The 13739-nt window shown below is 61.9% G+C and carries 15 protein-coding genes; 7 read left to right on the forward strand and 8 right to left on the reverse strand.

Translation table 11 applies throughout. From position 1 onward, the window contains the following. Positions 1 to 565, forward strand: a 565-nt coding sequence (locus tag QZ638_RS17605) for a glycosyltransferase (RefSeq protein WP_295813204.1), incomplete at its 5' end; no start/stop codon positions are given. Next, positions 562 to 1464 carry an NAD(P)-dependent oxidoreductase gene (locus QZ638_RS17610; protein WP_295813206.1) on the forward strand — a complete coding sequence of 301 codons (903 nt, stop codon included), beginning with the start codon at positions 562 to 564 and terminating at the stop codon, positions 1462 to 1464. The genes QZ638_RS17605 and QZ638_RS17610, both read left to right, overlap by 4 nt. 143 nt (positions 1465 to 1607) lie before the next feature. Here QZ638_RS17610 and QZ638_RS17615 read toward each other — a convergent pair whose 3' ends face one another. Continuing rightward, on the reverse strand, positions 1608 to 2825 hold the full coding sequence (locus QZ638_RS17615) for a mandelate racemase/muconate lactonizing enzyme family protein (RefSeq protein WP_295813208.1): 1218 nt from the start codon (positions 2823 to 2825) through the stop codon (positions 1608 to 1610). Further along, a complete protein-coding gene (locus QZ638_RS17620; protein ID WP_295813209.1) occupies positions 2822 to 3910 on the reverse strand; it encodes a Zn-dependent alcohol dehydrogenase in 1089 nt (362 codons plus the stop codon). The genes QZ638_RS17615 and QZ638_RS17620 overlap by 4 nt, the downstream gene beginning before the upstream one ends. A 180-nt stretch (positions 3911 to 4090) precedes the next feature. Here QZ638_RS17620 and QZ638_RS17625 point away from each other — a divergent pair, with 180 nt between their 5' ends. After that, a complete protein-coding gene (locus QZ638_RS17625) occupies positions 4091 to 4480 on the forward strand; it encodes an acyl-CoA thioesterase (protein WP_295813210.1) in 390 nt (129 codons plus the stop codon). Positions 4481 to 4482: 2 nt separating this feature from the next. Here the strand turns inward: QZ638_RS17625 and QZ638_RS17630 are convergent, their stop codons facing one another. The 6 genes from QZ638_RS17630 to QZ638_RS17655 form a co-directional block, all read right to left on the reverse strand. Then, positions 4483 to 5781, reverse strand: a complete 1299-nt coding sequence (locus tag QZ638_RS17630; protein WP_295813211.1) for a hemolysin family protein — start codon at positions 5779 to 5781, stop codon at positions 4483 to 4485. A gap of 71 nt (positions 5782 to 5852) precedes the next feature. Beyond that, complete coding sequence (locus tag QZ638_RS17635; RefSeq protein WP_295813212.1) at positions 5853 to 6761, reverse strand: extensin family protein; 909 nt, start codon at positions 6759 to 6761, stop codon at positions 5853 to 5855. Positions 6762 to 6896: 135 nt separating this feature from the next. After that, positions 6897 to 7709, reverse strand: a complete 813-nt coding sequence (locus QZ638_RS17640) for an extensin family protein (RefSeq protein ID WP_295813214.1) — start codon at positions 7707 to 7709, stop codon at positions 6897 to 6899. 59 nt (positions 7710 to 7768) lie between these two features. Next, a complete protein-coding gene (locus tag QZ638_RS17645; protein WP_295813216.1) occupies positions 7769 to 8197 on the reverse strand; it encodes a DUF3775 domain-containing protein in 429 nt (142 codons plus the stop codon). Positions 8198 to 8293: 96 nt separating this feature from the next. After that, on the reverse strand, positions 8294 to 9184 hold the full coding sequence (locus QZ638_RS17650; protein WP_295813217.1) for a DMT family transporter: 891 nt from the start codon (positions 9182 to 9184) through the stop codon (positions 8294 to 8296). Between the two features lie 103 nt (positions 9185 to 9287). After that, entirely contained in the window at positions 9288 to 10421 is a 1134-nt protein-coding gene (locus QZ638_RS17655) for a PQQ-dependent sugar dehydrogenase (protein WP_295813218.1), read from the reverse strand. Between the two features lie 277 nt (positions 10422 to 10698). Here QZ638_RS17655 and greA point away from each other — a divergent pair, with 277 nt between their 5' ends. The 4 genes from greA to QZ638_RS17675 all read left to right on the forward strand — a co-directional run. Continuing rightward, positions 10699 to 11172 carry a transcription elongation factor GreA gene (gene greA, locus QZ638_RS17660; protein ID WP_295813219.1) on the forward strand — a complete coding sequence of 158 codons (474 nt, stop codon included), beginning with the start codon at positions 10699 to 10701 and terminating at the stop codon, positions 11170 to 11172. 2 nt (positions 11173 to 11174) lie between these two features. Next, positions 11175 to 12263, forward strand: a complete 1089-nt coding sequence (locus QZ638_RS17665) for a glycosyltransferase family 4 protein (RefSeq protein ID WP_295813221.1) — start codon at positions 11175 to 11177, stop codon at positions 12261 to 12263. Further along, positions 12242 to 13000 carry a glycosyltransferase family 25 protein gene (locus tag QZ638_RS17670; RefSeq protein WP_295813223.1) on the forward strand — a complete coding sequence of 253 codons (759 nt, stop codon included), beginning with the start codon at positions 12242 to 12244 and terminating at the stop codon, positions 12998 to 13000. Before QZ638_RS17665 ends, QZ638_RS17670 begins: the two co-directional genes overlap by 22 nt. A 3-nt stretch (positions 13001 to 13003) precedes the next feature. Continuing rightward, positions 13004 to 13739: glycosyltransferase family 25 protein (locus QZ638_RS17675; RefSeq protein ID WP_295813225.1), on the forward strand; the 736-nt coding region annotated here is incomplete at its 3' end.

The raw sequence follows: 13739 nt of genomic DNA on the forward strand, positions 1-13739 counted from the left end.
TGCGCCTTTCACGAAAGGCAACAAGCCCGCCTTCCACACGCCGCTCGACAATTTCGCCAAGCTGCGGCTTTGGCAGCTTGCCGAGTACGAATGCGTGGTGTTCATCGACGCCGACGCGGTGGTGGTGCGCAACATCGACCGCCTGTTCGGCTATCCCGAGTTTTCAGCCGCGCCCAATGTTTACGAGAGTCTGGGCGATTTCCACCGGCTGAATTCGGGGGTGTTCGTCGCCCGGCCTTCGGAGGCGACTTTCGCCGCCATGCTTGAACGTCTCGACCAACCCGAAGCCTTCTGGCGCCGCACCGATCAGACTTTCCTGCAGGACTATTTCCCCGAATGGCACGGCCTGCCCGTGTTCTTCAACATGCTGCAATATGTCTGGTTCAATCTGCCCGAACTGTGGGACTGGAAATCGGTGTCGGTGGTTCATTACCAGTATGAAAAGCCCTGGGAACGCGATCATCCCAAGGCCGCCGCGCTGCAGCCGCTGATCGATCTGTGGAGCGCCTATTATTCGGGTGAGGGCATTCCCGATATCGATACGCTGACGAACCCGGTGTCATGACCGCTCCACACAGCATTGTCTCCGGGGGAACCGGACTTGTCGGCCGCTTCATTGTCGAGGCCCTTCTGGCAGCGGGGCACCGGGTGACGATCCTGGGGCGCAGGGCACCGGCCGAGGCGTATTATTCGCAAGCCGTCGCATTCGCCCCGATGGAACTTGAGCCGACGCTCATCTCGACGGCGCTTTTCGAGGGGGCGGATTTCTTCGTTCACGCGGCCTTCGATCACGCCCCCGGTAAATATCGGGGTGGCGAGGGCGACGACGCGGCGGGATTCCGCCGGCGCAATCTGGATGGAAGCATCGCCGTGTTTCGCGCGGCCAGAGCGGCCGGTGTGAAACGTGCGGTTTTTCTTTCCACGCGTGCTGTCTATGGGCCGCGTCCGCCGGGGGCGATGCTCGATGAAATCGATCTCTGCCATCCCGACACGCTTTATGGATCGGTGAAGCTTGCTGCGGAGAGAGCGCTTTCCGAAATGTCTGGCGATGGCTTCGTCGGTATCAGCCTGCGTGTAACGGGCGTTTACGGATCCGCTGGCAATGGGAGGTCGCACAAATGGGCGACACTCTTCGACGATTATCTCGCCGGCCGGACGGTTGCACCGCGTGTTGCCACCGAGGTGCACGGAGACGATGTCGGCGCGGCTGCGCGCTTGATCTTGGAGGTGCCTGCAAAGAGTCTTGCCGGCGGTATTTTCAACGTTTCCGATCTGATTCTCGATCGCCGCGATCTTCTGGCTCTGCTGGCGCGGGAGAGCGGATGCGACAACCCGTTGCCGGACGAGGGGGACATCAGCGCCGTCAATGCCATGAAGACGGATCGCCTGCGAGCCCTTGGCTGGTCGCCCGGCGGTACGGCGCTGCTTAAGCGCACTGTGCCTGAATTGTTAGGCGGGCATTAACCGCGTCGTGGTTTCTCGGTTTTGTCTGTAACGGTAAACTTCACGTATCGATTCAAGCTTTTGATGTGTTTATTTAGGTATCTCTCGCGATGATTCACTTTGTCGCGGCAAGTTCCTGAAAAAGAATCGCAAACGTCGGTTTTTTATGTTGCCGAAAGCGGCGTTTGCATCATCTGCAAATGCAATTCGTCTCCCTCGTAAGGCTGTGCTTCGGCGACAGCTTCATCGAGTTCGACACCGAGCCCCGGTTCCTTCGACGGAATGACGAAACCATCCTCCCAGTCGATCTTCTTTTTGAGCAACCGGGCGTGGAAACCGTCAAAGGTACGGATCGATTCAAGGATCAGAAAGTTGGGCAGGGTCGTGGCGAGCTGAATGTTCGCGGCGGCGACGATCGGCCCGCAATAGCAATGCGGCGCGATCTGGACGTGATACGCTTCCGCCATCGCGGCGATTTTTCTGGTTTCGATCAGGCCGCCCGAACGGCCGAGATCGGGTTGCAGAATGCCCGCGGCGCCGAGGCCGAGAAGCTGGGCAAACTCGTATTTCGTCGTTAGCCTTTCGCCGGTGGCGATGGGGATGGAGGTGCCGCGCGCGACCTTCGCCATAGCCTCGGGGCTGTCCGGTGGAACGGGTTCCTCGAACCATAGAGGGTCGTAGGGCTCAAGTGCCCGGGCCATGCGGAGCGCACCTGACGGGGTGAACTGGCCATGGGTGCCGAACAGAATGTCGGCGCGGGTGCCGACGGCCTCGCGCACGGCTGCAACCATGCGCACGGACAGGTCGACATCGTCCAGGCGGGGCTGATGCCCGCCAAAAACGGTGTAGGGGCCGGCGGGATCGAACTTGATCGCGTCGAACCCCTGTTCGAGACAGGCAAGAGCTGCGCGTGCGGCGAGATCGGGGTCGTTGTAGACGTTGCGGTCGCTGTCCGTCTCTCCTGGTACCGCGCTGCCCGTGGCGGGGTAGAGATAGGTATAGCTGCGCAGTCTTTCATGCACCTGGCCGCCAAGAAGCTTGTAGACCGGCTTGTCGGCTTCCTTGCCGATAATGTCCCAGCAAGCCATTTCAAGCGCCGACACGCACGCCAGCAGCGTTGGGTCGGGACGCTGGCTGAAGCCGGAAGAATAGGCGCGGCGAAAGAAAGTCTCGATGTCGTGCGGGTCGTGTCCGATCAGGTAGCGTTCGGCCACGTCCTCGATCATGCGGGCGGTGAGATGGGGGCCGAAGGCAGCCGAATAGGCTTCGCCATAACCGACCACGCCGCCATCCGTGACGAGTTTTGCAAAGATGAAATAGCGCCCACCCGTATGTGGCGGCGGGTTTTCCGTGACGAGCGTTTTGATCTCGGCAATTTTCATTCGAAGATCACCACATTGCGCAGTGCTCGCCCGTCTTTCACGGCGGCGATCGCGTCGTTGATCCCCTCCAATGGATAACGCGCGGTGATCAGTTCATCGAGCTTGAGCCTGCCTTTTTCATAATGGTCGACAAGAATAGGGATGTCGTGCCGGAGGCGCGATTCGCCCATCTTGGAGCCGATGATCTTCTGATTGAGCGCTGCCAGTTTTCCAGGATCGTAGGGGATGCGCACGCCGTTTGCCGGCATGCCGACGACGATCACCGAGCCGTTGCGGGTGATGTAGCGCGGAGCGCTGGCGAGGGCGGCTTCAACGCCCACAGTGACAAAGACGAAATCCACTCCGCGTCCCTGCGTAAGCCGCTTGATCGTCTTTGCGTGATCGGGATCGGCGGGGCTGAACCCGTGGGTCGCCCCGAAATCGCGCGCAGCGGTCAGCTTGTCTTCGCTCAGATCGAGCGCGATGACCGGACTTGCACCGGCCAGTGCCGCACCTTGAATTGCATTAAGGCCGACGCCGCCGCAACCGATAACGGCCACCGCATGGCCGGCCGAGACCCTGGCCGTGTTGGTGACCGCGCCGAATCCGGTGATCACGCCGCAGGCGAGCAACGAGGCAACGTCGAAAGGCATGTCGGCAGGAATGCGGGCGAGCTGGCTTTCGTGCACGACCACCTTTTCTGCAAAGGCCCCGGTGCGCAGACCCTGCTCGCAAGGATCGCCTTCGGCGAAAGCGAGTGGTCCCTTCTGATCGAGCGGAAAAACCTCCTCACACATGACGAGGCTCTGGCGCGTGCAATAGTGGCAATGTCCGCACGAGCGGATGAGCGTGACGATGACGTGATCGCCCGGTGCAACACCGGTGACGCCGGGGCCGACCGCGGAGACGATGCCGGACGCCTCATGGCCGTAAACCGCCGGCAGATCGCCGCCCCAGTCACCTTCGGCATAGGAAATGTCGGAGTGGCAGATGGCGCAGGCCTTCAGATCCACCAGAACCTCGCCCGAACGGGGCGGAGCGAGCTGAAGCGTCTCTATGGTGAGGGGCTTGCCGAACTCCCGGCACACGGCCGCTTTGATCTGCATGAAAACCTCGCTGAAATGCCGGCAGCCTGAATTTAAGCCGCAAGTAAGCTGGGTGGGCAACGCTGATACGACACCGAATGACAAGCATGCGTCAACGGAGGACGTGCCATGCGCCGGGATTTCTTGACCTGTTGCCGCCTCACGGCTACGCCGATTTCAGATAAAATGAAGGATAGAGCCATGAATGCACCGGAAAAGCCCACCGGCGATTTGACGCTGCGCACGCAGGCCATGCCTGGCGACGCCAACGCAGCCGGCGACATCTTCGGTGGCTGGGTCATGGCACAGATGGATCTGGCAAGCGGCATCCGTGCCGCCGAGCGCGCGCATGGCCGTGTGGTGACGGCGGGTGTCAAAGAGATGGCCTTCGCAAAGCCGATGAAGGTGGGCGATACGCTCTGCGTCTACACCCATATCGAGGGCGTGGGGCGCACATCAATCCGCCTCAAGGTGGAGGCATGGGCCCAGCGCTATCTCTCCCCGACCATGGAGATGGTCACGCATGCGGATTTTGTGATGGTGGCGCTCGACGCGACGGGCAAACCGACGCCGGTGCCTCCGGAAGACTGAGATCACGCCTCCGGCATCGCTTCCAGTTTGGTGGCGAGCACGCGGTCGATGCGGCGATTGTCCAGATCCATAATTTCGAAACGCCAGCCCATGGCGTCGATGGTTTCGCCGGTTCTTGGAAGATGCGTGAATTCATTGAGCAGAAAGCCGGCGAGCGTTGTGTAACTGCGTTCCGCCGACAGGGTGAAGCCCAGATGGTCCGCCATCTCGTCGGCCGGCATAGATCCGGGCAGGAGCCATGAGCCGTCGGCGCGCTGAACGATATCGAGCTCACCTTCCTCGGCATCGGCGCGGAACAGCCCTGCGATCGCCTCCAGAATGTCCGATGGGGTGACAATGCCTTCGAAATGGCCGTGCTCGTCATGCACCAGCGCCATGGGCATGTCGGCTTCGCGCAGGATGGACAGGACGTCGAGCGCATCCGCCATGTCGTGAACCACGGGGGCCGGGCGTACATGGGCGCGGATGTTCGGGCGCTCGCCGGACATGTCCGAAGCCAGAAGATCGCGCAGTTTGACGACGCCGACGATCGCGTCGATGGATCCGTCGCCAGCCGGCAAAAGGGAGTGTCCCGAAGTCTTGAGATTTGCCGCCAGCGCGTCTTCCCCGGCAGTGAGATCGAGCCAGTCGATCTCGCCACGCGGTGTCATGATGGCGCGGGCCTTGCGATCGGCCAGTCTCATGACGCCGGCGATCATCCGGCGTTCATCGGATTCGATGGTTCCGCTGCTTTCGGCTTCGGCGATCAGCGTTCGGATTTCCTCATCGGTGACGCGCTGACTGGATTCCGCACTCTGGCCGAGCAGCGCCAGGACGAGTCGGCCCGAAACGTCGAGCAGCCACACGAGCGGCAGGGTGATGCGCGACAAGAGACCCATGACGGGCGCCACCTTGACGGCGATGCCTTCTGCGTTCTTGAGCGCGATCTGTTTGGGCACGAGCTCGCCGACAATCAGCGACACATAAGTGATGAGCGCAACGACGAGGCCGACGCCGAGCGGATTGGCCATACCCGCCGATACGCCCTGGGCGATCAACCAGGCCGACAGACGCGTGCCGAGCGTTGCGCCGGAAAAGGCACCGGAGAGCACGCCAACCAGCGTGATGCCGATCTGGACCGTGGAGAGAAAGCGGCCGGGCTCGGCGGAAAGTGCCAGTGCGCGGGCGGCACCGCGCTGACCCTGATCGGCGCGCGACTTGAGGCGGGCGGGTCTTGCCGACACGACGGCAAGCTCCGACATGGCCATGAAGCCGTTAAAGAGAATGAGGACGAAGAGTATGACGATTTCGACAATGAGCATGATTGCTCTTTAGCACCCCCGGTTGAACGGCGCGAGCCTGCCTGCAAACACCGCAGTGCAGGCATGAACGGTTATTTGCAGGCGCGGTAGCCGTTGCGGCGGCCCTTCAGATCGAAATGGAAGTGATCGCGATGATCGTAATTGTAGCCGGGTCCGAGGACGGTGGTGAAATAATCGCACCCCTCGGCACGGACGGAGTTGAGCAGGCCGCGCTGACGGAAGGCGAAGAAGCCGGGCTTGCGCACGTCGACCTCGCGGCCGTTTTTCAGTTCGACGCTCATCACGTCGAGTGCGTTGCCCTTGGAATGTTCCGAGGCGACGCTGGTGCCGGCGATACGGCGGCAGGAATAGCTCGACCCTTGCCGGATCTTGCCGATGCCGGTGAAATAGCGGGTGCGGGCCGCCGGCGCCAGCTCGTTCTTGGTCCAGCGCGCGAAGGTTTCGGCCATCTGACAATTGAGCGTGGCGGCGGGCGACATTTCGATATTGCCTGACAGACTGCTGACCTTGACGGGCCAGTCAATGCGGCATGCGCCGCCGTCGTTGATCGGCTCGAGGTCCTGATACTGGACGCCCAGGCGCTTGAGGCGCCGGCGGCAGGCGATCTCTTCGGGTGGCATGACGCGTGCCGAACTTTCGTCGCGCGGCAGAGTGACCCGAGGATAGGACACCATCATCGGATTCGACGGGACGAGCGCCTGCATGCCCTGCGCCTTGGCGGGAGCGGATATTGTGGGGGCGGATGCCGCCGGCGCTGAAACAGCCGCTTGCGGTATCGGCGCGCTGGGAGCGGGCGTCGGCTCGATTGTCGCCATGGGAACGGCCGCCGTGTGTGTGCCGATATCCACCGACGGGCGCGGCGACATCACATCGCTGACGGAACAGGCGGACAGGGCAAGGAGCGTTGCGCCGGCGACGGCGAGCCGCAGGCGCGCGTGCCGCAACGATGCAGCCTGCCTGCCTACGCGAATACCCAGCATGAACATGTCCCCGTCGACTCTCGACTTTCCCAGAGAAAGGAAAGCCTAGCGCGGCAAGGTAAAGGAAAGGTCAGCGATGGCGTTCACACCTGTGGCGTCTTTGTGGCGGGAGGCGACCATGCCGTTTGCGACAGGCTATTTGCAGTAGGTGTAGTCGTTGCGTCGTTTTTTCATGTCGAGGTGGAAATGATCGGCATGGTCCGCGTCGGTTCCCGGGCCGAGCACCGTCTTGAACGGACCGCAGGCGGCGGCGCGAAAAGCGTCAAGAAACGCTGCGTTGCCGCTTTTCGGATCGTCCTGTGCGGCGACCGCGAGTTGGGTTCCGTCGGCGAGGACAAAGGCGGCGATATCGAGGGCATTTCCATAGGCATGTTCGGAAAGGGTCTGCGTTCCACGACGCGGACGGCAGACATAAGCCGAGGCATGGCGAACGGAGCGGATGGGCTGAGCGAGATGTTTCTTTGCGAGGGGCGGTACGCTCCTGGAGAAAAAACGTGCAAGCGACAGCGCGGTTGCGCAATTCAGTTTCGCGTCCGGCTTTAGGGCGATCTCCGACGACACGGATTTGACGATTAACGGATGCGCGATCCTGCAGCCGTCCGCTTCAGTGATCGGCGCCTCGTCGACGAACGCGATGCCGAATTTGGACAGGGCTTTGCGACATGCGGCTTCCGCTTCGGGTAAATCACCCGGTTTGGCGGATTTTCCCGGCCGCACCTTTTCGCTCTCCCTTTCACCATCGGGCCGGGGAGAGGGGATCGGTATGTTGACCGACATTTCACGGAGCGGCTGTTTCACGCGCGGTTGTTCGATGCGTTTGGCCGGGATGGGGCCCGTGGCCGGCAAGTCGCGCCCCGCGGCGGCGGGTGAAACGGTCTGGAGTGGGTTCGCAAGCAGGCAAAGCGGCAGCACCAGCAGAAGCCGTCGGGCGGTAGGAAAGTCGATCATGACGGTTCTTTGCCGCCAGGTCGGCTGATCTGGAAATAAGCGGCGCTTGAAACCATGCCTCACGGGGTGCCGAGCGCTTCCAGACCATCATCGAGCCAATCGCCGAGCATGGGCATGCCGAGCAGATAGGTCGCGACCCGTTTGGCTCCGCGCTGCTTGGCGTCCGTCACGGCATTGTTCCATTCGCCGACATCGTAATCGCCCCTGCCGATCCACGCGAGTGCGATGAGTTCGGCAGCCTCGTCCACGTTGAGATCTGCGATGAGCGCGCGAAATTCCTCTTCGGTCAGATCCTCTTCTTCCTCTTCGATCAGCCCATCGTGCTGATGCCTGTCGCGTGCGTCTCCGTCGATTTCAACGTCGTGCTCATGACCGCTGTCGTAATCCGTATTGAGGGCGGCGCTGATGGCGCGCGCCTTGCCGGCGAGCAAGCGCACCGTATCGGGGTCAATAGAGAGTTCCCATTCTCGTTCGACAGGTTTCTGCACGTGCAAATCCTCCGGCAAACACCGGCATCATAGCGCAGAACGTGATGAAAGCACGACGGATTGTTGGCGGATCGTTCGCGTGAGGCGGACCCGGCCTCAGGCGGCGCTGCCTTGACGATTGCGCAATGCGGGAACGATCTCGACGGCGAGGATGGCGGCGAAGATCAGGCCGCAACCGGCCAGGCCCAGCGGAGGCAGACGTTCGCCGAGGAAAATCGCGCCGAACAGCGCTGCAAAGACGGCTTCCGTGGAAAGAAAGATCGCCGCCTGCGGCGCAGTCGTATAGCGCTGACCGATCACCTGGAGCGTGAACGCGATGCCACCGGAGAAAATGCCGGCATAGAGGATTTCGGGCAGAGCGATGCGAATGGCGGCGAGGTCGACCGGCTCGATGAGACCGGCGATGGCGAGTGCGATGGCTGCAGTGACACCGAACTGGGTCACCGACAGCGTGATGGGCCGGCCGGTATGGCTGGCGCTGCGGCCGATCATGATGACCTGAACGGCCCAGAAGAGCGCGCATATGATCGTCAGCCAGTCCCCGGTTCTGAGTGCGACGCTGCCTGCACCTGAAAGCAGCCAGATACCGGCGAGCGCGGAAAGAGCGGCCGGCCAGACGACACGGTGCGGCCATTGCCGGAACAGGAGGACCGCGAGAAGCGGGACCATCACCACGTAAAGTCCGGTCAGGAAGCCGGAATTGGTGACGCTCGTGGTCAAAAGACCGACCTGTTGCGCTGCCATGCCCGTGAACAAAAGCAGGCCGATGACAACGAAATTGCGTTTGTCCACGGTCGAAAGCGAAGCCGGGCTGCGCCGGGCTTCCCAAAAGGCGAACGGCAGAACGGACAAGCATGCGATGGCAAAGCGCAGACCGATGAACAGGAACGGGCCGATGGCATCCATGGCGGTGGATTGGGCGACGAAGCCCATGCCCCACATGGCACCTGCGAGAAGCAGCAGAAGATTGGCCTGAACCCGTGTCATGCGCGTATCCGGATTGAAGGAGAAGCGCTGTTCTTACGGAGCGCGCGACTCTGATGCAAGGGCCGCAACCCTTGCATCCAATGGGCCAGACGACTGTTGGCCGTTATTGGGGGCGGAAGATGCGGATGATCTCGCCCCTGCGTTCGTCGGTCAGCAACCAGAGCGAACCATCGGGGGCCACATTGACGTCGCGGATGCGGCCGAAGGCACCGCGGAACAGGCGTTCCTCCCCGGTGATGGCGCCGTTCTCGTCACGCTCGAGGCGTGAGACGAGATGGTATTTCAGGGCCGCGACCAGAAAGTCCCCCTGCCATTCGGGAAACATTTCGCCCTGATAAACGGCCGTGCCGGAGGGTGCTATGGAGGGATCCCAATAATATTCGGGCTGCTCGTAACCGGGAGCCTCGCTGCCCACGCCGATCTTGGTGCCACTGTAGTTGACGCCATAGGAGATGACAGGCCAGCCATAATTCTTGCCGGCTTCCGGCCGGTTGACCTCGTCTCCGCCACGCGCGCCGTGTTCGACCGTCCAGACCGCCTGGGTGACGGGATCGAAGACCGCACCTTGCGGATTGCGATGGCCCGTCGACCAGATTTCGGGGGCGGCATCCGCGCCATCGGCGAAGGGGTTGTCTTCGGGAATCGTACCGTCGGGATTGATCCTGAGCACGGAGCCTGCATGGTCGGCGGGATCCTGCGCGCGGTTGCTTTCGCCGCGATCGCCGATGGTGAAGAACAGGCTTCCGTCGGGATGCAGCACGATGCGGGAGCCGAAATGCTGGCCGGCTCCACTCTTCTTGTTCATGGAGAAAATCGTCGCCACGTCCTCGAGCCGCGCGGCATTGCCGTCCAGCACCAGCCGGGCGCGAGCGATGGCAGTGCCGGCCCCGCCGTCGCCCGGTTGCGAATAGGATAGGAATATGGTCCCCGTTTCGGCGAAATCGGGCGAGACGGCGACATCCAGAAGCCCGCCCTGGCCGACAACCGCCACCTCCGGTACACCGGGAATGGGATCAGAAAGCGCACCATCGACGAACAGGCGCAACTGCCCTGAACGCTCTGTGATCAATGCATCTCCACCGGGAAGGAAATCCAGCCCCCACGGGTTCGACAGACCGCGTGCCAGCGTTTCGGCCTCGACCGTGACGTCCTGCGTTGTGAAGGTCTTGGCCGTGGCCGCACCCGGCAGAGCAAGGAGGCCGGCGGCGAGGGCGGTTCGTAGGAACAGGTCTTGCATCGAGGCGTCTCCCATTGCGCGATCTCATCAACAAATAGGTTTCGCGTGCCAGCGGACAAGGCAATGTCCGCTCCGGGAGCGGGCGGCGGGAGGTCGCGGACACAAAAATTTGCGTGAAAATCGTCATGAGCTTGTTATATTGGGACAGGTCATGCGAAACGGTTCCGTAGGCAAAAGCTTTCGGACCGTTTCTTTTTATGTCTGCACCGGCGGCAAGGTGACGCTTCGCGCGATGCGTGTGGGGTCGTCTTGCCTTCATGTCTGGAAGGTGAATGAAATGAACAAGGTCCCGATGACGCTTGCCGGAGCCGCGGCGTTGAAGGAAGAGCTGCGTTGGCGCCAGCAGGAAGAGCGGCCGCGCATCATTGAGGCGATCGCCGAGGCGCGCGCCCATGGCGACCTTTCGGAGAACGCCGAATATCACGCAGCCAAGGAGGCCCAGAGCCTCAATGAAGGCCGCATTGGCGAACTCGAAGACCTGATCGCCCGCGCCGAAGTGATCGATGTCACGAAGCTCTCCGGTGATACGATCAAGTTCGGCGCCACGGTGATGCTTGTCGACGAGGATACAGAAGAAGAAAAGACCTATCAGATCGTCGGCGATCAGGAAGCCGATGTGAAGGCAGGACGTATTTCCATTTCCTCGCCCATCGCGCGCGCCTTGATCGGCAAGGCCGTGGGCGATTCCATCGAGGTGAACGCTCCGGGCGGTGCGCGGGGCTATGAAGTGGTCGAGGTCCGCTACGGCTGACCATGTCCGGCCAGACGCCCGCAAACAGCCACCGGGTTCGCGTCCGTGACGTGGACGTGGTGGCCCCCAATTTCAAGAAGCGGCTTTCGGGCGTGACCAGCACGATCGTGCAGCTCGTGCCCGAACAGGCGAAGGGTCTGGCGATCAGCACGCTGGGGCCGGGCCTGCCCGACACATTGCCCAAGCTGCGCTGGTGGCAGATGCCCGGACTGTTGCTGAAACCGGCCAACCGACGGTTTCGCGTCTGGCACGCGCGGCGCAATCCGGAAATGCTGGCCGGTGTGGTGATGCGCGACGTCTTTCGCGCGCCCATGAAGCTTGTCTTCACATCTGCATCGCAGCGTGAGCACACGCGCTGGACCCGCTTTCTCATACGCCGTATGGACCGGGTGGTGGCCACAAGTCGCAAGACCGCGGGTTATTTGCAGGTTCCGAACCGGGTGGTGATGCATGGCATCGATACGGAGCGCTTTTCGCCGCCATCGAACACCGAGGCGGGCGTGGCCGCGGTCGGGATGGCGCAGGGCCAGCGTTATGTCGGCTGCTTCGGTCGCGTGCGCCGTCAGAAGGGCACCGATCTTTTCGTCGACACGATGATTGCGCTTTTGCCGGAGCGGCCGGGCTGGTCGGCGATCATCGCCGGGCAAGCGACGCAGCCACACGCCGCTTTCGAAACCGGACTCAAAGAAAAAGTGCGCCAGGCGGGGCTCGAAGATCGCATCCATTTCGTCGGCACACGCGAGGATATTCCCGCATGGTATCGTGCGCTTTCCTTGTTTATCGCGCCACAGCGCTGGGAGGGGTTCGGGTTGACGCCGCTCGAGGCGATGGCGACTGCCGTGCCCGTGGTGGCGACCGATGTCGGGGCATTCTCAGAACTGCTGGAAAACAGCGATGCTGGAACGCTGGTGCCGGTCGACGACCTTCTGGCGATGATTTCCGCCGCGGCGCGCTACATGGACGACGAAACGTTGCGCGATGCTGCAGCCGATGCCGCACTCGCTCATGCACGGTCGCATTTTCCCCTTGAAGGTGAGGCACAAGCGCTGAACGCGCTTTACGAAGATTTGTGGCGAGAGGCGTCCAGTTGAAGATCGAAGGTTTCATCGTTCACTTGCAGCGCGCCACGGCGCGCCGCCGGCAGGTGGACCATCTTTTGAAGGAATTGCCCGTTGAAACCCGGGTCGTGGAGGCCGTTGATGGTCAGGCGTTGAGCGATACTCAGATTGCCGAGCGCTATGCAAAGGGGCTTCACAAACCGTCCTATCCATTCGAGCTGCGCAAGTCCGAAGTCGCCTGTTTTCTCTCGCACCGGAAGGTGTGGCGGACGATCGTGGAAAGCGATCTCGATGCGGGGCTTATCGTCGAAGATGACGTGGCGCTTGATGTGGCGCTGTTCAGACGCTGTTTCGAGGTGGCGAAAACGGTCTGCGCAGGAAAAGCTTACCTGCAGTTTCAGACCCGGCCGGTAAAAGGAGCGTTTCGCACCGTCGTTCGGACTGACGGTGTCGATGTGCTATCTCCTGAAGTGACACAGCTTCGAACCTCCGCGCAACTGGTTTCGCGTGAGGCGGCGCGGGCGCTCTTGAGCATTAGCGAACGCTTCGATCGTCCGGTCGACACATTTTTGCAGATGCGTTGGCTCACAGACATTGTGCCTTTGTGCGTGGTGCCCTCCGGTGTTTCGGACTGTACGCAGCAAACCGGAGGGAGCACGATCCAGGGGGGCAAGTCTCCCTGGCAACGGGTTTCACGCGAATATCACCGCTTCGTCTACCGGCGGGCGGTACGTCACTTGTCTTTGACCGCTGCGAAGTCCGACGGGTGATCGATGCTGATCCTCGTTATCAATCTCGACCGGGAAGAAAAGCGACTCTTGCATATGCGGGACGAGTTTTCCGCTCACGGGCTTGAGTTCCAACGCGTTGCGGCGGTCGATGCGCGAAATCTCTCGGACGAAGTGATCGCTTCGCGACGCAAAGGGGCTCCAAATTTCTATGAGCTCGGGGCGGGTGAGGTGGCATGCTTTCTGTCGCATCGCAGATGCTGGGAGATCGCAGCCGACAGCGCCGAGACTCACACGCTTGTGTGCGAAGACGATCTCTTCCTGGGAAAAGATGCGGGCAGCGTTCTCGCAGATCGAGCCTGGATGCCCGAAGATGACGGCATCGTGAAGGTGGAGGCGTCGCGCTTCCGGATCATGCTGGGCAAGCGTGCGGTGAGCGAGGTGCAGGGGCGCAGCGTGCATGCCCTTTACCGCGACTATGCCGGCGCGGGTGCTTATGTCCTTTCACGAACCTGCGCCCGCGAGCTCCTCGATATGACCGAAAGTTTCTGTGACCCCGTGGATCAGTTTCTTTTCAACCGGACCATACCGGGCTGGCACGGCAGGCCCGTCTACCAATTGGTGCCGGCGGTTGCGATCCAGGAAGTGTTCCTCAAGCCGCGGTCCGGCCAGGCGCTGGGAAGTGCGCTGCAGGGCGAACGGCGCACAAAACGTCGGACGGGCCTTGGCAAGCTGCGCCGGGAGGTCACGCGTCCGTTCGAGCAGGTGGCGGGTGTCGTTG

The organism is uncultured Nitratireductor sp., assembly GCF_913053745.1.
Classification (GTDB): Bacteria; Pseudomonadota; Alphaproteobacteria; order Rhizobiales; family Rhizobiaceae; genus Nitratireductor.